The sequence below is a fragment of the Streptomyces sp. AMJ-169 genome, from assembly GCF_055597585.1.
In genome coordinates, this window is the sequence record NZ_JBVLTJ010000008.1 from 365,046 (window position 1) to 384,500 (window position 19,455).

Sequence of the window (19,455 nt, forward strand, 5' to 3'; positions counted from 1 at the left end):
ACACTGCTCCCATGACCGAACCGGCGCGGTGGCTGACGCCGCAGGAGCAGCAGGCGTGGCGCGGCTTCCTCCGGCTCCAGGACCGGCTCCGGGGGCAGCTGGCGCGCCGGATGCAGGCGGACTCCGGCGTCTCGACGGCGGACTTCGCCGTCCTCGTCGAACTGACCGACGTACCCGACGGGCGCCGCCGCATCCTGGACCTCGCGTGCGCCCTGGAGTGGGAGAAGAGCCGGATGTCCCACCACGTCGCCCGTATGGAGCGGCGCGGTCTGGTCGCGCGGGACGCGTGCGCGGAGGACGGGCGCGGCTCGGTCGTCGCCGTCACCGACGCGGGCCGCGCCCTGCTCGAGGAGGCGGCGCCCCGCCATGTGGAGGCCGTCCGCGCGCTGTTCCTCGACCACGTCACGCCCGCCGAGCTGCGGACGCTGGCGGAGGTCTCCGCGCGGATCGTGGGGATGATCGACGAAGAGCGCCGCTGAGGGAGCAGAACGCGGCGACCCTCACTCTTTTGAAGGAAGTTGTCCGGATCCGGCTTGAGCCACCGCCCCCGCCGCCCCCGACACTGGGGGACTAGTTGATGGATCACCCTCCCTCCACCGGCAGGAGCGACACCCGTGGACATTGGACTGGGCCTCCCCCTGGCCCCCGAAGCCGACCTCATCACCTGGGCCCGCCGCGCCGACGTCGGCCCCTTCTCCACCCTCGGCCTCGCCGACCGCCTTGTATACGACAACCCCGACACCCTGATCACCCTGGCCGGCCTCGCCACGGTCACGTCCCGCGTCCGCCTCCAGAGCGAGGTGCTGGTCGTCCCGAACCACAACACCGCGGTCCTCGCCAAACAGGCGGCCACCTTGGACCGGCTCTCCGAGGGACGCTTCACCCTCGGCATCGGCGTCGGCATCCGCGAGGACGACGCGCTCGCCGCCGGCATCGACATGCGCCGCCGCGGCAAGCGGCTCGACGAACAGCTGCTGCAACTGCGCCGGGCCTGGATCGGGGTCCCGTTCGGGGAGGGCGTCGGCCCGCTGGGACCCCCGCCGCTCACCGACCTCGGACCCCAGCTGCTCTTCGGCGGCTTCGCCCCGGCCGTATTCAATCGCGTGGCGCGCTGGGGCGGGGGATTCCTCGGCGCCGGCGCCGACCCGGCCGGCATGGGCAGGCTCTTCAGCCAGGTCAGGATGACGTGGGACCGCCAGGGCCGCGAGGGCAGGCCGTGGCTGGTCGCCCAGGTCAACGCCGTGCTCGGGGACACCGCGACCGTCGCCGAGGCGCACGCCAACCTGCGGCGCTACTACGGCTCCTTCTACGACGGCACCGAAGAGCTGGTCGCGAGCATGCTCACCACCCCGCAGGAGGTCCGCGCGGCAGCCGCCGCGTACGCCAAGGTCGGCGCGGACGAGCTGATCCTGTACTGCTGGGCCGCCGACCCCGACCAGATCGACCGGTACGCGGAGGCGCTGGCAGGCTGAAACGGCACGTCCGCCGGCCGAAGAGCACAGCGGCAAACCGGTCGCCCCCACCTTGTCACCAGATCATTCAAGTCATCCTCATGTCTGACGTCACGTCAGACATGAGGCCCGGTTGCGCGCTTGCGCAGGCAATCCTGTGAAGTGCGGGGGTCGCTGAGTGGCCATATCCTCACCAGCAACACCAAGACATGGTTGTGGTGAGGCAAAAAATCTTTTTACTGTGCATCTAACGCCCCGGACAGCACAGAGCCGGGGGCCCCTCCTCGGAGGGACCCCCGGCTGATCCGGCGCGTACACACCGCGCGGCCCGAAGCTCTGGCGGGCACACGGCCGCGACGGTGCACAGTCAACGCGACCAGTTCACACGGAGGTTACCGTGAGCCACCCCAATCGGCTACGTGACGCCATCAACACCGACGGCACCACGCCACTGATCGGCGTCTTCGACATGTTCTCCGCGTCGGTCTCCGCCCAGCACTACGACGGCATGTTCATATCGGGCTTCGGCTTCGCCGCCTCCCACTACGGGCTGCCCGACATCGGCTTCATCGCCTGGCCCGACATCGTCGGCTTCGTCCAGCGGCTGCGCCTCGCCTTCCCCCAGCAGCATCTCCTGGTCGACATCGACGACGGCTACGTCGACCCCGAGACCGCCTGTCACGTCGTCCAGCAGCTCGAAGCCATCGGGGCCTCCGGGGTCATCCTGGAGGACCAGAAGCGGCCCCGGCGGTGCGGGCACGTCGACGGCAAGCAGGTGCTGCCGCTGGAGGAGTACCTGGAGAAGCTCGACCTCGTGCTGCGGGCCCGCAAGGACCTCGTGGTCGTCGCCCGCACCGACGCCACGGAGGAGGACGAGATCCTGCGCCGGGCCAAGGCGCTCGCCGCGACCGACGCCGACGTCATCCTCGTCGACGGGGTGCGCAGCGTCGACTGGATCCACAAGGTGCGCCGCGTCATCGGCGACAAGCCGCTGCTGTTCAACCAGATCGCCGGCGGCAAGTCGCCCCGGCTCAGCCTCGGCGAGCTGACCGAGCTCGGCGTCGACGTCGCGATCTACAGCACCCCCTGCCTGTTCGCCGCGCAGACCGCGATCGACCGGGCGCTCGATGAGCTGAAGAAGGCCGACGGTAGGCTCCCGCAGCACGGCCCCGACAGCGTGGGCGTCGCCGAGTGCCTGGAGCTGCTGGAGAAGAACATCAGCCGCAACCACGCGGCGGTCTGACCCCCGCACCCGCTCAGGCGAGCCCGGGTCCGGCACCCCGCCGCACCCGGGCTCGCCCGTCTTCGTGACCCCTGGCAGGAGCGCATGTCCCGGACCCTCAGTTCAGCGATCCGCCGCGTCGACTGGTACATCGTCGCGCTGTTCACCACCATCGGCGTCGCCGCCCTCCTCCCCGCCGAGGGCCAGGCCGCGGCCGCCGTCTCCCGGCTCACCCAGGCCGCCATCGGCCTGCTGTTCTTCCTCTACGGCGCCCGGCTCTCCCCGCGGGCCGCGCTCGACGGCGTCCGGCACTGGCGGCTGCACCTGCCCGTCCTCGCCCTCACCTTCGTCGCCTTCCCACTGGCCGCGCTCGCCGTCACCCTCGTCCCCGACCGCGTCCTCGGCGTCGAACTCGCCTCCGGCGTCCTCTTCCTGGCCGTGCTGCCGTCGACCGTGCAGTCCTCCATCGCCTTCACCTCGATCGCCCGCGGCAACGTGGCCGCCGCCCTGTGCCAGGCGTCGTTCTCGACCGTCATCGGCGTCGTGCTCACGCCCTTCCTCGCCGTCTGGCTCATCGGCACCGCCGAGGGCGGCGCCCCCGTCGGCCTCGGCGCGCTCGGCGACATCGCCCTCCAGCTCCTGCTGCCCTTCCTGCTCGGCCAGTTGGCGCGGCCCTGGATCTCCGGCCGGCTCGGGCGGCACCGGTTCGTCATCAGCCTCGCCGACCGCGGTTCGATCCTGCTCGTCGTCTACTCGGCGTTCAGCAAGGGCATGACGACCGGCATCTGGCAGCGCGTCTCACCCGCGCGGCTCGCGCTCGTCGGCGTCGTCTGCGTGTTACTGCTGTGTTTCGCGCTGCTGGCCGCCGACCGCTCCGCGCGCGCCCTGAAGCTGCCCCGCGAGGACCGGGTCACCGCCGTGTTCTGCGGCTCCACCAAGAGCCTGGCCAGCGGACTGCCCATGGCGTCCGTGCTGTTCCCGGCCGACAAGGTCGCCCTGTTCGTGCTGCCGCTGATGCTCTACCACACGCTCCAGCTCGTCGTCTGCGCCTGGCTCGCCCGCCGCTGGCACGCCCCCGTCGAAGAGCCGGTGCCTCAGCCCGCCTGATCCCCGGAGAGCCCCAGCAGAGCGTCGGTGACCGTGCGGATGTACGGCTGCACGACGCTCTGCGGCACCTCGCTCAGCGCCGGCGTCTGGATCGCCATCCGCATCAGGGTGATTCCCAGCATCCACGCCGCCAGCAGCTCCGCCCGGACCTCCGCGTCCGGGCCTTCGAGGCGCCGGGCGAAATTCTCCGAGAACACCTCGGCCGTCTCCGTGCGCAGCTTGCCCACCGCCTCCTCCCGGCTCGGTGAGCGCAGCATCGTCAGCACCGGATGCGGCATCTTGTCCTCCCCGGGCCCGTTGAACGACATCGCCAGGATCCACTCCGCGACCTGCTCCAACGGCATGTGCCGCAGCGGTTCGAACAGCACGCCGCTGCCGTCCGCGATCGCCTCGAAGAGCCCCTGTTTCGAGCCGAAATAACGGTAGACGAGAGCCGGGTCGACCTCCGCGTCCCGGGCTATGTCCCGGATGCTCGTACCGTCGTAGCCGTATCTGCCGAAGCGGTGCGCGGCGGCGCTGCGCAGCGCCGCGCGGGTGCCCGCCGAGTCGTATTTACGGGGAGCGGGGCGCTCGGCGCCGCTCCGTTTCGCCGCGTCCGGCCTGTCCATCATGCTTCCCTCCGCGTGGCCCGTCCGGCCCATGCTCCCTGGTCCCCACCCGCCTGTCCAAAATCTGTCGCCCAATGTCATCGATCGTTGACAACGGGTTCCGGCCGCGAAGTAGCTTGTGCCGGCGGCCGGTCGACCTGGACCGGCCGCTCCCCCTCGTGCCCGGGCCCACCGCCGTGCCCGCACCCGGCGAGCCCCGAACGAACCGAATGTGGTGATCTCTTGGATCCGCGACATGTGACCGTCATCGGCACCGGATACGTCGGCCTGACCACCGGCGCCTGCCTCGCCTCCCTCGGCCACCGAGTCGTCTGCGCCGACAACGACGCCGCCAAGGTCGACCGGCTGCGCCGCGCCGAGGTCGACATCCTCGAACCCGGCCTCACCGACACCGTCCGCGCCGGACTCGACGCCGGGCGGCTGGAGTTCGTCCAGGACACCCGCGCCGCCGTCGAGGCCGCCGAGGTCGTCTTCCTCTGCCTGCCCACCCCGATGGGCGTCGGCGGCGCCGCCGACCTCGCCGCCGTCGAGGCCGTCGCCGACGAGATCCGCGACCGCCTCCCGCGCGGCTGCGTCGTCGTCAACAAGTCCACCGTCCCCGTCGGCACCGCCGAACGCGTCGCCGCCCTCCTGCGCCGCCCGGACGTCACCGTCGTCAGCAACCCCGAGTTCCTGCGCGAGGGCCGTGCCGTCCACGACTTCCTGCACCCCGACCGGCTCGTCGTCGGCGCCGCCGAACCCGGGGCCGCCCGGCTCGTCGCCGACCTGTACACCGGCATCGACGCCCCGCGCGTCCTCACCGACACGGCCGGCGCCGAACTCGCCAAGTACGCCGCCAACTTCTTCCTCGCGATGAAGCTGTCCTTCGCCAACAACCTCGCCACCCTCTGCGAACGCCTCGGCGCCGACATCGACGACGTCGTCGACGGCATCGGCCACGACCCCCGCATCGGCGCCGCCTTCCTGCGCCCCGGACCCGGCTGGGGCGGCTCCTGCCTGCCCAAGGACACCCACGCCCTGCTGCGCGTCTGCGAGGAGTCCGGCGTCGAGTTCCCCCTGCTGCGGGCCACCATCGAGACCAACGTCGCCCACCAGCGCCGCCTCGTGGCCCGCATAGCCGCCGGCTGCGCAGGAGCCGACGGCCGCCTGGACGGCGTCCGCATCGCCCTGCTCGGGCTCGCCTTCAAGGCCGGCACCGCCGATCTGCGCGACTCGCCCGCCCTCGCCGTGGCCCGCCAACTGCGCGAACTGGGCGCCGAACTGTACGCCTACGACCCGGCGTTCAGCGAGCGCCGCCCCGACCTCAGCGACCTGGTGACCCTGGTCGGCAGCCCCGCCGAGGCCGCCGACGGGGCCCGCGCCTGCGTCGTCCTCACCGAGTGGCCCGAGTTCCGCGACCTCGACTGGAGCGACCTCGCCGCCCGCCTCGACGCCCCCCTGGTCTACGACTTCCGCAACCTCCTCGACCCCGGACGGCTCGCCGGCGCCGGACTGTCCTGGGAGGGCGTCGGCCGCACGCCCGCCCTCACCCGCTGAACCCCCCCTCACCCCCCACGAAAGGCCCGACGTGCGCGTACTGATCACCACCCTCGGCAGCCCCTCCCACGGCCGCGCCCAGTTACCGCTGGCCCGCGCGCTCGCGGCGGCCGGCCACGAGGTCCTCGCGCTCACCACCCCGGTCACGGCCACCGTCTTCGCCGACGACGACGTCCGGGTCGCCGCCCGCCTCGACGAACTCTCCCCGCAGACCTTCATGTCCCCCGAACTCCTCGACGAGTTCCGCGACGAGAGCGGCGAACTCACCGACGACGCCCTCATGCTCGCCCTGCCCCGGAGCATGGCCGACGGCATGGCCCGCCACCTCATGGCCCGCGTCCTGCCCACCGCCCGCGAGTTCGCGCCCGACCTCATCCTGCGCGACGGCATGGACCTCAGCTCCGTCCTCGTCGCCGAACTCCTCGGCATCCCCCAGCTGCTCACCCCCTCCGGCAGCAGCAACATCGTCGACCCCGCCCACACCCTGGCCGGACTCAACGCCCTGCGCGCCGAACACGGCCTGCCCGCCCAGACCGACCCCCTCTCGATCGTCCCCCACGGCCGCGTCGACTACGTCCCCCGCGCCTTCTCCTTCGCCCAGTACCTGCCCCCCTCCCTGGCCTACCGCCAGACCGTCTCCGTCGACCACAACGCGGTCCTGCCCGACTGGATCGCGGCCCTGCCCACCGACCGCCCCCTGGTCCTCGCCGCCCTCGGCACCGCGCTGCCCGTCCTGCGCGACGTACGCGCCACCGACCCGGCCGCCTTCCCCATGCCCGTGCCGGACCCCGCCGAGACCCTGCGGACGATGCTCCAGGCGCTGTCCCTGCTCGACGACTGCACGGTCGTCGTCCCCACCCTCGGCCTGCCCGCCGACACCACCGGACTGCCCGGCCACGTCCACGTCACCGACCGCGTCCCGCAGCCCCTGCTGCTGGAGGCCGTCGACGTCTTCCTCACCCACGGCGGCTTCAACAGCATCCGCGAATCGCTGCGCACGGCCACCCCCATGGCCGTCCTGCCCCAGTTCGGCGACCAGCCCGCCAACGCCCGCCGGGTCGAGGAACTCGGCCTCGGCCGCGAGATCACCGACCCCGCCCCCGAGGCCATCGCCGCCACCCTCCGCGCGACCCTCACCGACCCCGCGATCCAGGCGAAGGCCCGCGAGGCGCGGCTGGCGATGCTGGCCCTCCCCGAGATCGGCGCGGCCGTCGCTGACCTGGAGAAGCTCGCCGGCGTCTGAGCACACCCCGCACCCCCCACCCCGGGCCCGGAGCCGACCAGCTCCGGGCCCCTCCCCGAAAAGGCTCCCCATGACCGCCGCGCCGGACACCGCGCCCCCCGCCCGGCTGGAACACCGCCAGATCGTCACCGTCCTCAGCGGACTCATGCTCGGCATGTTCCTCGCCGCCCTCGACCAGACCGTCGTCTCCTCCGCCCTGCGCACCATCGCCGACGACCTGCACGGCCTCACCGCCCAGGCCTGGGTGACCACCGCCTACCTCGTCACCGGCACCATCGCCACCCCGCTGTACGGCAAGCTCTCCGACATCTACGGCCGCCGGCCCGTCTACCTCGCCGCGATCGTCCTGTTCGCGGCCGGCTCCCTGCTCTGCGGATTCGCCACGTCCCTCTACGAACTGGCCGCCTTCCGCGCGGTGCAGGGCCTCGGCGGCGGCGGACTCATGTCCCTCGCCATGACGATCATCGCCGACCTCACCTCACCCCGCGAACGAGGCCGCTACCAGGGCTACATCACCGCCGTGTTCGCCGGCGCCAGCATCGCAGGACCCCTCGTCGGCGGTGTCCTCGCCGGCCAGTCCGCGCTGTTCGGCGTCGCCGGCTGGCGCTGGATCTTCCTCCTCAACGTCCCCCTCGCGCTTCTCGCCGTCCTCGTCATCCTGCGCGTCCTGCACGTCCCGCACCAGCCGGTGCGCCACCGCCTCGACTACGGCGGGGCCCTCGCCCTGGCCGTCGGCATCGTGCCGCTGCTGGTCGTCGCCGAACAGGGCCGTACCTGGGGCTGGGGCTCGCCCCGCGCGCTGGCCGCCTACGCCGTCGGCGCCGCCGGCATCGCGCTGTTCGTCCTCGTCGAACGGCGCATGGGCGACGCCGCGCTGCTGCCGATCCGCCTGTTCCGCATCCGCGCGTTCCGGCTCGGCTCGGTGCTCCACTTCGTCGTGGGCATCTCCATGTTCGGCGCGATGACGACCCTGCCGCTCTACCTCCAGCTCGCCAAGGGCATGACGCCCGTCGAAGCGGGCCTCGCCACGCTGCCGACGGTCGCCGCGAACGTGACCGTGACCATGCTGGTCGGCCGGGCGATGGCGCGCACCGGCCGGTTCAAGGCCCAACTGGTGGGCGGCATAGGCTCGTTGGCGGTGGCCATGGCGGTCTTCGCGACCCTCAAAGCGGACAGCCCGCTGTGGTACGTCAGCATCGGCATGCTCTTCATGGGCGCGGGCCTCGGCGCCGCCATGCAGACCATCACCACCCTCGCCCAGTCCGAGATACCGCGCTCCGACATGGGCGCGGCCACGGCCTCCGTCAACTTCTTCCGCTCCAACGGCGGCACCGTCGGCGCCGCCGCCTTCCTCTCCATCCTCTTCTCCCTGGCCGGCACCCGGATATCCGACGCCCTGACGACCGCGATGACCGACCCCGCCTACCGCGCGGCGGCGGCCCAGCCCCCCAACTCCGCCGCCCTGGACGGGGTGGTGCGCCCCGACGGGTCGGTGAACCTGGAGGACTCGGCGTTCCTGCGCACCCTCGACGCCCAGGTCGCCCACCCCTTCCTGGAGGGGTACGTCGGCGCGATGCAGGTGGTGTTCCTGACCGGGGCGGCGGTGAGCGTCCTCGCGTTCGTCATCGCCGCGTGGCGGGTGCCGGACAGCAGGCTGTCGGCGGAGTGAAGCGAATCCGGAGGCTCAGGTGGGGCGTCTGAGGAAGCTCAGGCCGGCGTCACCTCCACCGGCAGCCGCTTGATCCCGTTCACGAAGTTCGACCGCACCCGGGGCACCTCCCCGGCCAGCCGGATGTCCGCGATCCTCGGGACCAGCTCCTCGAACATGATGCGGATCTCGGTGCGCGCGAGGAGGTTGCCCAGGCACAGGTGAGGGCTGCCCTTGCCGAAGGTGACATGGTCGTTGTGCGCGCGGCTGACGTCGAAGTCGTAGGGGTTGCCGAAGACCTCCTCGTCCCGGTTGCCGGAGGCGTACCACATGACGACCTTGTCGCCCTCCTTGATCCGCTTGCCGCCCAGCTCCACGTCCCGGGTCGCCGTGCGCCGGAAGTGGTAGACGGGGGACGCCCAGCGCAGGAACTCCTCGACGGCCGACGGGATCAGCGCGGGGTCGTCCTTCAACCGGGCCAATTGTTCGGGGTGCTGGAGCAGCGCCAGCATGGAGTGGGTGATGGTGTGCCGGGTCGTCTCGTTGCCGGCCACCACCAGCAGCAGGAAGTAGTTGTCGAAGTCCCGCTCCGACAGCGGCACTCCGTCCTTCGGCACGGTGTTGACCAGGCGTGACACCAGGTCGGTGCCGTCCCCGCCGCGCCGCTGGCGGGCCAGCTCCCGCCCGTACGCGAAGACCTCCAGCGAGGCGGGGGAGCGGAACGGCAGATCGCGGTACTTCTCGCTCTCCGCGCTGCCCAGCAGGACGTCCGCGTAGTCCGGGTCGGTGTTGCCGATGATCCGGTTGCCCCAGTCGATGAGCCGCCGGTTGTCCTGCGGGGGCACGTCCAGGAGCCGGGCGAGGACGTTGATGGGGAAGTCGGCGGAGATCTCCTCGACGAAGTCGAAGGTGCCCTTCGCCAGCGCCGTGTCCAGGGTCCGCGCGGTCAGCCCGCGCAGGAAGTCCGTGTACCCGCCGATCACCCCGGCGCCGAACTGCCGCTGGAGCACGCTGCGCAGCGCCCGGTGGCGCACCCCGTCCAGCTCCAGGATCGAGGCCCGTTTGCGGATCTGGCCGGCATCGACCTCCTCCAGGTTCACGAACCGCGTCGAGGTGAACGTCTCCGCGTCCCGGTCGACGCGCGCGATGTCGGCGTGCCGGGTCACCGCCCAGAAACCGGAGTGGGGCGCCTCCTCGGGCTGCCAGTGCACCGGGTCCTCATGGCGCAGCGTGTGGAACATCCGCCAAGGGGTCACCCCGTCCGTGAAGTTGTCGAGGTCGGCGAGGTCGACGTCCGCGAGCGGCATCGGCGCGGGCGCGGCGGTCTGCGTCGTCATGGCACAGCTCCCATGAAAGGTTCAGAGGTGGTAGGCGTACTCGTCGAACTCCCAGTCGGTGACGTACCGCCGGAACCGCTCGACCTCGTTGCGCTTGTAGGACAGGAAGGCGCTCACGAACTCCTTGCCGAGCAGCTCGCCCAGCGCGCCGTCCCGCTCCAGCGCGTCGAGCGCGGCCGGCAGGTCGGCGGGGAGCGCGGGCGACTTGGCGGCGTCGTACCCGTACCCCTCCAGCGGGGCCGGCGGCTCCTCGGCGGCCTGTATGCCCAGCAGGGCGGCGGCGACAATGCCCGCGACCGCGAGGTAGGGGTTGGCGCTCGCGTCGCCGAGGCGCAGTTCGAGGCGGGCCCCCGCGCCGCGCTCCGGCGGGATCCGCACCATCGCGCTGCGGTTGTCGAGCCCCCAGTCGACCAGCCAGGGCGCGAGCGTGTCCGGGCCGAAGCGCTTGTAGGAGTTGACGGTCGGGTTCAGCAGCGCCGCCAGCGCGGGGGCGTGGGCGAGGACCCCGGCGAGCGCGTGCCGCGCGGTCGCCGACAGGCCGTACGCGCCCGCCGGGTCGTCGAAGGCGTTGCGGCCCTCGGCGTCCGTGCAGGACAGGTGGAGGTGGAAGCCCGAACCGCCCGCGTCGTTGAACGGCTTCGCCATGAAGGTCGCCAACTTGCCTTCCTTGCGGGCGAGTTCCTTGACGGCCGACTTGAACCGGAACGCCCGGTCGGCCGCGTCCAGCGCCCCTGAGTGCAGCAGGTTGATCTCGAACTGCCCGCCGTCGAACTCGTGGTTCCCGCTCAGCACCCCGAGCCCGAGCCCCCGCAACTCCCGCAGCGTGCGCAGCAGATGATTGCCCGGGTCGGCCCGCAGCCCGGCCGTGTAGACGACGCCCGGACTCCCGTCGTACCGCGCCCAGTCGCCATCCGCCCCCGCCTCGCACAGGAAGTACTCCAGCTCGGGCCCGACGACGGGTTCGAGCCCCTGTTCCCGGCACCGCTCCAGCACCCCCCGCAGCAGATCCCGCGGCGACTCCGGCGCGGGCTTCCCGGTCGCCGGGTCGGTCACCTCGCCCAGACACACGGCCACCCCCGGCTCCCACGGCAGCGCGAGCGCCGTCCCCAGATCCGGCCGGACGACGATGTCGGGCAGCCCGGCGTCCAGGCCCCCGGCGACCGGGACGACGTCCCCGCGCGGGCTGGTGTGGTAGACGGCCCGGCAGAAGGTGAGCCCGTGCGCGGCCCGGGGCAGCTCCTCCACGAGGACGTCACGGGCCCGGTCGGTGCCGATGAGATCGGGATAGACGACCCGGACGACGTCGATGCCGTCGGCGGCGAGCCGCTCCATGTGCCGGTGGACTTCTGGCAGTTCAGTCACCGCTGGCTCCTCGAGAGCTGTTGTTTGGTGCCAAACGGTAGGCAGCGGGCCGCCCTCCGGCAAGGGGTTCGCGGAAAGAATTTATCCAGACGGATAGCTCTTGACCGGCCCGCGTCCGCTGCCTACTTTGTTTGACACCAAACGAGATCCGGCGGAGACCGGAACCGCTCCCTCAGGAGGACCGGCCATGAAGGTCGTCGTCGACATGAACAAATGCCAGGACCACGGCCAGTGCGTGTTCGCGGCCCCCGACGTCTTCTCGCTGGACGCCACCGGCCGCCTCGCCTACGTCGGCGACCCCGACGCCTCCCTGCTCGCCGACGTCGAGGAAGCCGCCGACGTCTGCCCCCTCCAGGCCATCAGCGTCGAGGCCTGACGTGGACGGCCGCATCGTCGTCGCCGGCGCCTCCCTCGCCGGCCTGCGCACCGCCGAACAACTGCGCGCCGCCGGCTGGAGCGGCCCCCTCACCCTCGTCGGCGCCGAACCCCACCCGCCCTACAACCGCCCCCCGCTGTCGAAGGAGGCCCTCGCCGGCGAAGTCCCCTTCGACACCCTCGCCTTCCGCCCCCGCGCCACCCTCGCCGACGCCCAATGGCGCCTGGGCACGAAGGTGACGACCGCCGACCTCACCTGCCGGACGGTCACCCTCGACGACGGCACGGACCTCGCCTACGACGCCCTCGTCGTCGCCACCGGCACCCGCCCCCGGCGGCTGCGCTGCCCCGGCCCGCGCGCCGGCCGGCACACCGTCCGCACCCTCGACGACGCCCGCGCCCTGCGCGCCGAGCTGACCCGCCCCGGCGTCCGCGTCGTCGTGGCCGGCGCGGGCTTCATCGGCTGCGAGGTCGCCGCCACCGCCCTCGGCCTCGGCGCCGCCGAGGTCACCGTCGTCGACCCGCTCCCGCTGCCCATGGCCGGGCCCCTGGGCGACCTCCTGGGACGCGCGCTGCTGCGCCGCCACGAAGAGCGCGGGGTGCGCTTCGCGCTCGGCACCTCGGTGGCCGCCTTCACCGGTGAACACCGCGTCGAGGGAGTCGAGTTGACCGACGGGCGCGTCCTGCCGGCCGACGTCGTCGTGGAGTCGGTCGGCTCGGTCGCCAACACCGAATGGCTCGAAGGCAACGGACTCGACCTGACCGACGGCGTCCTGACGGACCGTCAACTCCGGGTCGGCGGCCACCCTGACGTCGTCGCGGTCGGAGACGTGGCCCGCTTCCCCAACGCCCGCTACGACGGCGTCGCGCGGCGCGTCGAGCACTGGTCCGTCCCGTCCGACACCGCCAAGCACGCGGCCAGGACCCTGTCCGGCACCGCCGGCGCCCCCTTCGCCCCGCTGCCCAGCTTCTGGAGCGACCAGCACGACTTCCGGCTCCAGTCCTTCGGGGCGCCCGCGCTCGGCAAGGACGACGTGCGGGTGCTCGACGGGGACCCGGCCGGGGACGTCGTCGCCGGCTACCACCACGGCGGGCGGCTCGTCGCCGTCGTCGCCCTCGGCGGGCGGGAGGCCGCCGCGTCCGCCGCCCGCTTCCGCGCGGAGCTGCTGAGACAGCCCGCCGCGCTCGGTTCGTGAAGTCCCTTCGGAGTGTTGAGGAGCCCCCCGTGGCCCGTGGTTTCTTCCCGCCCAGGACGGCGAGCGGTACGTCGTCGCTGATCCCGGCGCCGCCGTGGCGCTACTCGGGCGACCTGCTCACCGTCGAGTACCGCACCGACCCCGCCCGGGTGCGCGAACTGCTGCCCGAACCGCTGGAGTTGGCGGACGACGATCCCGGGGCCGTCGCGCTGATCTGGGCCGACTGGCAGTCGTGCGCGGGGGAGGGGGCGGAACTCCTCGACCCGGTGCGGGCGCAGTACAAGGAGGCGTTCGCCGTCGTGCGCTGCTCCTACCAGGGGCGGACGTACTCGCGGTGCGTGTACATCTGGGTCGACAAGGACTTCGCGATCGCCCGGGGACTGCACCAGGGCTACCCCAAGAAGCTCGGCTCGATCCACCAGACCCGCCCGCACCCGTACGGCCCTGCGCCCCGGATCGAGGCGGGGGCGCGGTTCGGGGCGACCCTCGCCGCCGCCGACCGGCGCCTGGCGCAGACGGTCGTCACCCTGCGGGAACCGGCCGAGACCAACGGCTTCGTGAACGGGCACCCCATGGCCCACCACCGATGGCTGCCGTCCGTCGAGAAGGGCCGGGGACCCGCCCTGGACGAACTGATCGAGTCCGGCGCCGCCTCCTTCGAAGGGGGCGGGCCCTGGGTCGGGGAAGCGGAGTTGGAGCTGTTCGAGGCGCCGACCGAGGAACTGGCCCGGCTGGAGGTGCGGGAGCCGATCGCCGCCTACTACCGGCAGGTCGGCGTGGTGTGGGACGGCGGCCGGCTGCTGGAGACCCGGGCGTCCGCGGCCTCCGGCACGGAATGACGAGGAGAGGGAAGATGACCGAGCACACGCTCACCGTCGGCGGGGTCACCGTCGACACCCGGCACTGGATCGGCGGCCGGCGGATCGCCTCCGCGCAGACGTTCACCGACCACTCGCCCATCGACGGCGCGGCCCTCGGCGAGATCGCCCGGGGCGGCCCGGCCGAGGCGGAGGCCGCCGTCGCCGCCGCCCGCGAGGCGTTCCCGGCCTGGGCCGCCACCCCGCGAGCCGAACGCGCCCGCGTTCTGCGCGCGATCGCGGACGGGGTCGACAAGCGGCTCGAAGAACTCGCGATCGTCGAGACCACGGACAACGGCGCGCTGCTGCGCTCGCACCGGCGCGGGGTGATGCCCCGGGTCGCGCACAACTTCCGCTTCTTCGCGGACCGGCTGCTGACCCTGGACCACGAGGACTTCGAGACCCGGGGCCACCGCAACCACGTCAGCTGGGACCCGGCGGGACCCTGCGTGCTGATCACGCCGTGGAACGCCCCGCTGATGCTGGCCACCTGGAAGGTGGCCCCCGCGCTGGCGGCCGGGAACACGGTCGTCCTGAAGCCCGCCGAATGGTCCCCGCTCACCGCCTCCCTCCTCGCGGACATCGCGGCGGAGGCCGGCCTGCCCGCCGGAGTCCTGAACGTCGTGCAGGGCCACGGCGCGGAGATCGGCGACGCGCTCACCTCGCACCCGGACGTCCGCCGGATCAGCTTCACCGGCTCGGTGCCCACCGCCCGCCGCATCGCCGCGTCCGCCGCCGCGAACCTCACCCCGCTGAGCCTCGAACTCGGCGGAAAATCCCCCCTGCTGGTCTTCGCCGACGCCGACCTCGACCTCGCCGCGGACCTCGCGGTGGAGCAGTACGACAACGCGGGACAGGTGTGCCTCGCCGCGACGCGGCTGCTGGTCGAGGAGTCGGTGGCGCAGGAGTTCGTGCGGCGCTTCCTCGACCGGGCGGGCGCCTTGACGCAGGGCGACCCCCGCGACGAGGCCACCGACATCGGCCCCAACATCCACCCCCGCCAGCTGGAGAAGATCGACGGCTTCGTCCGCCGGGCGCTCGACTCCGGCGCCCGCGCCGCGCTCGGCGGTCACCCCAAGAGCGGCCAGTACTACGCCCCCACCCTCCTCACCGGCGTCGCGCAGGACAGCGAGATCGTCCAGGAGGAGGTCTTCGGACCGGTCCTGACCCTCCAGACCTTCACCACCGAGGACGAGGCCGTGGCCCTGGCCAACGGCACGCGCTTCGGACTGGCCGCCACCCTCGCGACCGGCGACCCGGAACGCGCCGAACGCGTCACCGCGCAATTGGTCGCCGGAACCGTCTGGGTGAACTGCTTCTTCGTCCGCGACCTCCAGGCTCCCTTCGGCGGCTCCCGCCTCTCGGGCGTCGGCCGCGAGGGCGGCACCTGGAGTTTCGACTTCTACTGCGACCTGAAGAACACCGTCACCGCCCCGAAGGGATGCGCCGACCATGGGTGAGATCACCGGGGCGGGCCTCCTCGCCCACGTCCCCACCATCGTCCTGCCCGAGGCCACCCGCCTGGAGCTGAACGAGGGCAAGGAGATCACCCTCGTCACCGGCCTGCGCCGGCTCCGCGAGGACGTCTTCGACCAGGACTCCTACGACACGGTCGTCGTCCTGGACTCCCACTGGGCCACCACCGTCGAGTTCGTCGTCACCGCCCAGCCCCGCCGCTCGGGCCTGTTCACCTCCGAGGAACTCCCGCGCGGCATGTGCAGGATGCCCTACGACTACCCCGGCGACCCCGAACTCGCCCACAACATCGCGGAGTTCGCCGACCGGCACGGCACCTGGATCACCCCGATCGACGACCCGTACCTGCCCGTCTACTACGCCACCGTCAACCTCTGGAAGTTCCTCGGCGAGGGCCTGCCCGACAAGAGGTGGGTGACGATCGGCGTCTGCCAGACCGGTGACATGGAGGACCACCTCCGCCTCGGCCGCGCCCTCGCCGACGGCATCGCCGCGACCCCCGGCCGGCGCGTCCTGCTCATCGCCTCCGGCGCCCTGTCCCACACCTTCTGGCCGCTGCGCGAGATCCGCGACCACGAGGCCAGCGACCCGGCGCACATCCGCACCCCCGAGGCCCGCGCGGCCGACGAGGAGCGGATCGCCTGGTTCAAGGAGGGCCGCCACGACAAGGTCCTCGACACCATGGACGCCTTCTGGGAGCACAAGCCCGAGGCGAGGTTCTTCCACTACCTGATGCTGGCCGGCGCCCTGGGCGAACAGGCCTGCACCGCGCAGGCCCGCCAGTACGGAGAGTACGAGAACTCCGTCGGCACCGGACAGGTCCACCTCTGGTTCGACCGCCCCGAGGCGGGCTGGACCGCCGCCACCGCACCCCGCCACCCCCACCGCCGCGCCTAGGAGCCGAAGCCATGCCCGAGTACCGCCGTATTCTCCTGGACGGCGCAGCCACCGAAGTCACCTTGGACGGGGACGAGTTGGCGGCCCCCGACGGCCGCCGCGCCAAGACCGGCGAGGCGCACCACCTCCCTCCGGTGGTCCCCTCCAAAATCATCGCCGTCCACCTCAACCACCGCAGCCGCGTCGACGAGTTCGGGATCGGCCTCCCGGACGCCCCGACCTACTTCCACAAACCCACCTCCGCCCTCAACTCCCACCGGGGTGCGATCGTCCGCCCCGAGGGCTGCAAGTGGCTCAACTACGAGGGCGAGGTCGCCATCGTCATCGGCAAGGCGGCCCGCAACATCGGCCCTGACGAAGCCGGTGAGTACATCGCCGGTTACACCGTCGCCAACGACTTCGGGCTGCACGACTTCCGCGACACCGACGCCGGTTCGATGCTCCGCGTCAAGGGCTCCGACACCCTCTGCCCGCTCGGCCCCGGGCTCGTCACCGACTGGGACTTCCGCGGCAAGCGCCTGCGGACGTACGTCAACGGCAAGGCGGTCCAGGACGGTAGCACCGACGAGATGACCTGGGACATGCACTACCTCGTCGCCGACATCGCCCGCACCATCACCCTGTACCCCGGCGACGTCCTGCTGTCCGGCACCCCGGCCGGCTCCCGCCCGGTACAGCCCGGGGACACCGTGGAGGTGGAGGTGGAAGGTCTCGGCCGGCTCACCAACCACATCGTCACCGGCCCCGTCCCGGTCCGCCCCGACCTCGGAGCCCAGCCCACCGAGTCCGAGGAGGTCCTCTCCACCGCACTCGGCGGGGACTGGGAGTACCGGGGGATACGGCCGCCGCGCAGGTGAGGGGGCCCGGCGGGGTGAGGGGCGCCGTGCGGACGGGCGGGCAGGGTGACGGCCGTCGGGCGGACGCGGGCCCGGTAGGGTCGTGGGCATGACGGACCCGGCCTCCACCCCGCGCCGCCCCGACCCCCGCTCGCGCAAGCGGCTCGGCTACGGGGAGGGCCGCGAGGCGCTGCTGGAGGCCGCCGTGCGCGTCGTGGCCCGGCGCGGGCTGCGCCACCTCACCTACCGGGCCGTCGCCGAGGAGGCCGGCGTCACGCACGGCCTGGTCGTGCACCACTTCGGCACCCGCGACGCCCTCATCGCCGAGTCCCTCGCGCACGCCGTCCACACCAGCCTCACCAGCAGCCTCCTGGAACCCGGCACCGGCCGCCCCGAGACCTACGCGAGCGGCCTCACCGCCACCATCGAGGACGACGCCGACAACCACGCCTACCAGTACGAACTCCTCCTCGAAGCCCGCCGCCGCCCCGAACTGCGCACACAGGTACGGGAGTTGTACGAGGAGTACTTCGCCGCCTCCCAGCGCGAACTGGACCGCATCCGCCCGCAGGGCGCGACCCCGGCGTTCAACCGGCTGGTCTTCGCCGCCCTCGACGGCCTCGTCCTGCACCAGCTGACGGGCGTCGCGAGCCACGAGGACACCGAGGCGGCGCTCGCCGAACTGCGGGCGCTGCTGGGCGGGCCGGCCGAGCGGGACTGACGGCTCCGCCGTCAACGCTTGTCGCCCCGCCGTAAATTCTCGTTCCCCTCCCCTTGTCAGATGGATAGTTCAGGCCCACGATGGGGCAACTCGTTTGGGCTTAAACGAATCTCAGTAGGTGATCCGAGTGGACAGTCAGACGGTCGACGCCCCTCCCCCCGCCGGAGCGGGCGACCGCCCTCCGGCCGGCCTCAAACGCAACGCCCTGGGAGTCCTGGGCATCCTCTTCTTCGTCCTGTCCGCCCAGGCCCCGCTCACCGGGGTCGCGGGCGCCGTCCCCATCGCCGTGGCCATCGGCAACGGGCCCGGCGCCCCAGCCGCGTACGCCGTCGCCGGCGCGGTCGTCCTGCTCTTCTCGGTCGGCTTCGTCGCGATGGGCCGGCACGTCGTGAACGCGGGCGCCTTCTACACCTACATCGGCATAGGCCTCGGCCGCACGACGGGCAGCGGCAGCGCTGCCGTCGCCCTGTTCGCCTACTGCACGGTCCAGGCCGCGATGTACGGCCTCTACGGCGCGACCGTGAGCGGACTGGTCCAGCAGCACACCGGCCTCCACGTCCCGTGGTGGGTCTGGTCGCTGGTGACGATGGTGGTCGTCCAGGCGCTGGGCGCCGCCGGCATCGAGCTGGGCGCGCGGGTCCTCGCGGTGTTCGTGCTCGCCGAGTTCGGCATCCTCCTCGTCTTCGCGCTGGTCACCCTCGTCCAGGGCGGCGGACCCGAAGGCCTCGACCCGGCCGGCACGTTCACGCCGGGCGCGGCGCTCGACGGGGCGCCCGGCGTGGCGCTGATGTTCGCCGTCGCCTCCATGTTCGGCTTCGAGGCCACCGCCATCTACGGCGAGGAGGCCCGCGAACCGCACAAGACGGTACCGAGGGCGACCTACCTCTCCGTCGCCGTCATCACCGGCTTCTTCACCTTCGTCTCCTGGATGCTGATCTCCTCCTACGGCCCCGCCGAGGCCACCGCCGCCGCGCAGCGCGCCCTGGCGGGCGGTGACGCGGCGGTGTTCGTGTTCGACCCGATCGCCGCCCGGCTCGGCGGCTGGGTCACCGGCGTCCTGCCCGTCCTGCTGGCCACCTCCCTCTTCGCGGGCGTCCTCGCCTTCCACAACTCTGCCAACCGGTACCTGTTCTCCCTCAGCCGCGAAGGGCTGCTCCCGGCGCGGCTGCGGTCGCTGAACCGGCGGCAGTCGCCCTGGGCGGCGGGCGTCGTGCAGACCCTGGTCGCGGCGGCCCTCGTCACCCCGTTCGCGCTCGCCGGCAAGGACCCGGTGCTCACCCTCTTCTCCTGGTTCAGCGGCGTCGGCGTCCTCGCCTGCATGCTGCTGTACTTCCTGACCTCGGTGTCGGTCCTCGTCTTCTTCCGCCGCGAACGCCTCGACACCCGCCCCTGGAACACCCTCATCGCGCCCGCGCTCGGCGCCCTCGGCATCGCCGCCGTGATCCGGGTGATCCTCGCCAACTTCGCCACCCTCATCGGCGGTGACGGCGCGACGGCCCTCTGGCTCGCGCTCGCCGTCCCCGCCGTCCTCCTCGCGGGCGCCGCCACCGCCCGCCTCGTCCGCCGCGCCTAGGGATACCCGC

Annotated in this window: 18 protein-coding genes; 15 read left to right on the forward strand and 3 right to left on the reverse strand. The window is 72.4% G+C overall.

Annotation, left to right across the window (positions count from 1 at the left end; all coding sequences use genetic code 11):
- Positions 1-11: 11 nt before the first annotated feature.
- The 4 genes from ACYUD3_RS22020 (at position 12) to ACYUD3_RS22035 (ending at position 3,780) form a co-directional block, all read left to right on the forward strand.
- Positions 12-479, forward strand: a complete 468-nt coding sequence (locus ACYUD3_RS22020) for a MarR family winged helix-turn-helix transcriptional regulator (protein ID WP_470972426.1) — start codon at positions 12-14, stop codon at positions 477-479.
- Positions 480-614: 135 nt separating this feature from the next.
- Entirely contained in the window at positions 615-1,472 is an 858-nt protein-coding gene (locus ACYUD3_RS22025) for an LLM class flavin-dependent oxidoreductase (RefSeq protein ID WP_470972428.1), read from the forward strand.
- Positions 1,473-1,848: 376 nt separating this feature from the next.
- Positions 1,849-2,694: an isocitrate lyase/PEP mutase family protein gene (locus ACYUD3_RS22030; protein ID WP_470972430.1), complete on the forward strand. Its 846-nt coding sequence runs from the start codon at positions 1,849-1,851 to the stop codon at positions 2,692-2,694.
- 84 nt (positions 2,695-2,778) lie between these two features.
- Positions 2,779-3,780 (forward strand): bile acid:sodium symporter family protein, encoded by a 1,002-nt coding sequence (locus tag ACYUD3_RS22035; protein ID WP_470972432.1) that lies wholly within the window; start codon positions 2,779-2,781, stop codon positions 3,778-3,780.
- Here the strand turns inward: ACYUD3_RS22035 and ACYUD3_RS22040 are convergent.
- Positions 3,768-4,391, reverse strand: a complete 624-nt coding sequence (locus ACYUD3_RS22040) for a TetR/AcrR family transcriptional regulator (RefSeq protein WP_470972434.1) — start codon at positions 4,389-4,391, stop codon at positions 3,768-3,770. The genes ACYUD3_RS22035 and ACYUD3_RS22040 overlap by 13 nt on opposite strands.
- 219 nt (positions 4,392-4,610) lie before the next feature.
- Here ACYUD3_RS22040 and ACYUD3_RS22045 point away from each other — a divergent pair, with 219 nt between their 5' ends.
- From ACYUD3_RS22045 to ACYUD3_RS22055, 3 genes are all read left to right on the forward strand, one after another.
- Positions 4,611-5,924, forward strand: coding sequence for a UDP-glucose dehydrogenase family protein (locus ACYUD3_RS22045; RefSeq protein ID WP_470972436.1), 1,314 nt, complete (start codon positions 4,611-4,613; stop codon positions 5,922-5,924).
- A 31-nt stretch (positions 5,925-5,955) separates the two neighbouring features.
- The gene (locus ACYUD3_RS22050) at positions 5,956-7,167 is read left to right on the forward strand and encodes a glycosyltransferase (RefSeq protein ID WP_470972438.1); all 1,212 of its coding nucleotides are present in this window, start codon (positions 5,956-5,958) and stop codon (positions 7,165-7,167) included.
- A gap of 70 nt (positions 7,168-7,237) precedes the next feature.
- On the forward strand, positions 7,238-8,836 hold the full coding sequence (locus ACYUD3_RS22055; protein WP_470972440.1) for an MDR family MFS transporter: 1,599 nt from the start codon (positions 7,238-7,240) through the stop codon (positions 8,834-8,836).
- A 38-nt stretch (positions 8,837-8,874) separates the two neighbouring features.
- On the opposite strand, the gene ACYUD3_RS22060 is transcribed toward ACYUD3_RS22055, so the two are convergent.
- A complete protein-coding gene (locus ACYUD3_RS22060; RefSeq protein WP_470972442.1) occupies positions 8,875-10,152 on the reverse strand; it encodes a cytochrome P450 in 1,278 nt (425 codons plus the stop codon).
- A 21-nt stretch (positions 10,153-10,173) separates the two neighbouring features.
- A complete protein-coding gene (locus tag ACYUD3_RS22065) occupies positions 10,174-11,484 on the reverse strand; it encodes a glutamine synthetase family protein (protein WP_470972533.1) in 1,311 nt (436 codons plus the stop codon).
- Positions 11,485-11,701: 217 nt separating this feature from the next.
- Between ACYUD3_RS22065 and ACYUD3_RS22070 the strand changes: the two genes are divergently transcribed.
- The 8 genes from ACYUD3_RS22070 (at position 11,702) to ACYUD3_RS22105 (ending at position 19,445) form a co-directional block, all read left to right on the forward strand.
- Positions 11,702-11,890, forward strand: a complete 189-nt coding sequence (locus ACYUD3_RS22070) for a ferredoxin (protein ID WP_470972444.1) — start codon at positions 11,702-11,704, stop codon at positions 11,888-11,890.
- Position 11,891: 1 nt separating this feature from the next.
- Entirely contained in the window at positions 11,892-13,085 is a 1,194-nt protein-coding gene (locus tag ACYUD3_RS22075) for an NAD(P)/FAD-dependent oxidoreductase (protein ID WP_470972446.1), read from the forward strand.
- 29 nt (positions 13,086-13,114) lie between these two features.
- Complete coding sequence (locus ACYUD3_RS22080; protein WP_470972448.1) at positions 13,115-13,924, forward strand: acetoacetate decarboxylase family protein; 810 nt, start codon at positions 13,115-13,117, stop codon at positions 13,922-13,924.
- A gap of 14 nt (positions 13,925-13,938) precedes the next feature.
- The gene (locus ACYUD3_RS22085) at positions 13,939-15,402 is read left to right on the forward strand and encodes an aldehyde dehydrogenase (protein ID WP_470972450.1); all 1,464 of its coding nucleotides are present in this window, start codon (positions 13,939-13,941) and stop codon (positions 15,400-15,402) included.
- Positions 15,395-16,315, forward strand: coding sequence for a 3,4-dihydroxyphenylacetate 2,3-dioxygenase (locus ACYUD3_RS22090; RefSeq protein WP_470972452.1), 921 nt, complete (start codon positions 15,395-15,397; stop codon positions 16,313-16,315). The genes ACYUD3_RS22085 and ACYUD3_RS22090 overlap by 8 nt, the downstream gene beginning before the upstream one ends.
- Positions 16,316-16,326: 11 nt before the next feature.
- Complete coding sequence (locus tag ACYUD3_RS22095) at positions 16,327-17,172, forward strand: fumarylacetoacetate hydrolase family protein (RefSeq protein ID WP_470972454.1); 846 nt, start codon at positions 16,327-16,329, stop codon at positions 17,170-17,172.
- Positions 17,173-17,260: 88 nt separating this feature from the next.
- Positions 17,261-17,872 (forward strand): TetR/AcrR family transcriptional regulator, encoded by a 612-nt coding sequence (locus ACYUD3_RS22100; protein WP_470972456.1) that lies wholly within the window; start codon positions 17,261-17,263, stop codon positions 17,870-17,872.
- 127 nt (positions 17,873-17,999) lie between these two features.
- A complete protein-coding gene (locus ACYUD3_RS22105) occupies positions 18,000-19,445 on the forward strand; it encodes an APC family permease (RefSeq protein WP_470972457.1) in 1,446 nt (481 codons plus the stop codon).
- Positions 19,446-19,455 lie beyond the last annotated feature (10 nt).

Bases quoted from the DNA above. Each gene is read 5' to 3' on its own strand.
- ACYUD3_RS22020 (WP_470972426.1), top strand. From the start codon at position 12: ATGACCGAACCGGCGCGGTGGCTGACGCCGCAGGAGCAGCAGGCGTGG.
- ACYUD3_RS22035 (WP_470972432.1), top strand. From the start codon at position 2,779: ATGTCCCGGACCCTCAGTTCAGCGATCCGCCGCGTCGACTGGTACATC.
- ACYUD3_RS22040 (WP_470972434.1), bottom strand. From the start codon at position 4,391: ATGATGGACAGGCCGGACGCGGCGAAACGGAGCGGCGCCGAGCGCCCC.
- ACYUD3_RS22055 (WP_470972440.1), top strand. From the start codon at position 7,238: ATGACCGCCGCGCCGGACACCGCGCCCCCCGCCCGGCTGGAACACCGC.
- ACYUD3_RS22060 (WP_470972442.1), bottom strand. From the start codon at position 10,152: ATGACGACGCAGACCGCCGCGCCCGCGCCGATGCCGCTCGCGGACGTC.
- ACYUD3_RS22065 (WP_470972533.1), bottom strand. From the start codon at position 11,484: ATGGAGCGGCTCGCCGCCGACGGCATCGACGTCGTCCGGGTCGTCTAT.
- ACYUD3_RS22070 (WP_470972444.1), top strand. From the start codon at position 11,702: ATGAAGGTCGTCGTCGACATGAACAAATGCCAGGACCACGGCCAGTGC.
- ACYUD3_RS22085 (WP_470972450.1), top strand. From the start codon at position 13,939: ATGACCGAGCACACGCTCACCGTCGGCGGGGTCACCGTCGACACCCGG.
- ACYUD3_RS22090 (WP_470972452.1), top strand. From the start codon at position 15,395: ATGGGTGAGATCACCGGGGCGGGCCTCCTCGCCCACGTCCCCACCATC.
- ACYUD3_RS22095 (WP_470972454.1), top strand. From the start codon at position 16,327: ATGCCCGAGTACCGCCGTATTCTCCTGGACGGCGCAGCCACCGAAGTC.
- ACYUD3_RS22100 (WP_470972456.1), top strand. From the start codon at position 17,261: ATGACGGACCCGGCCTCCACCCCGCGCCGCCCCGACCCCCGCTCGCGC.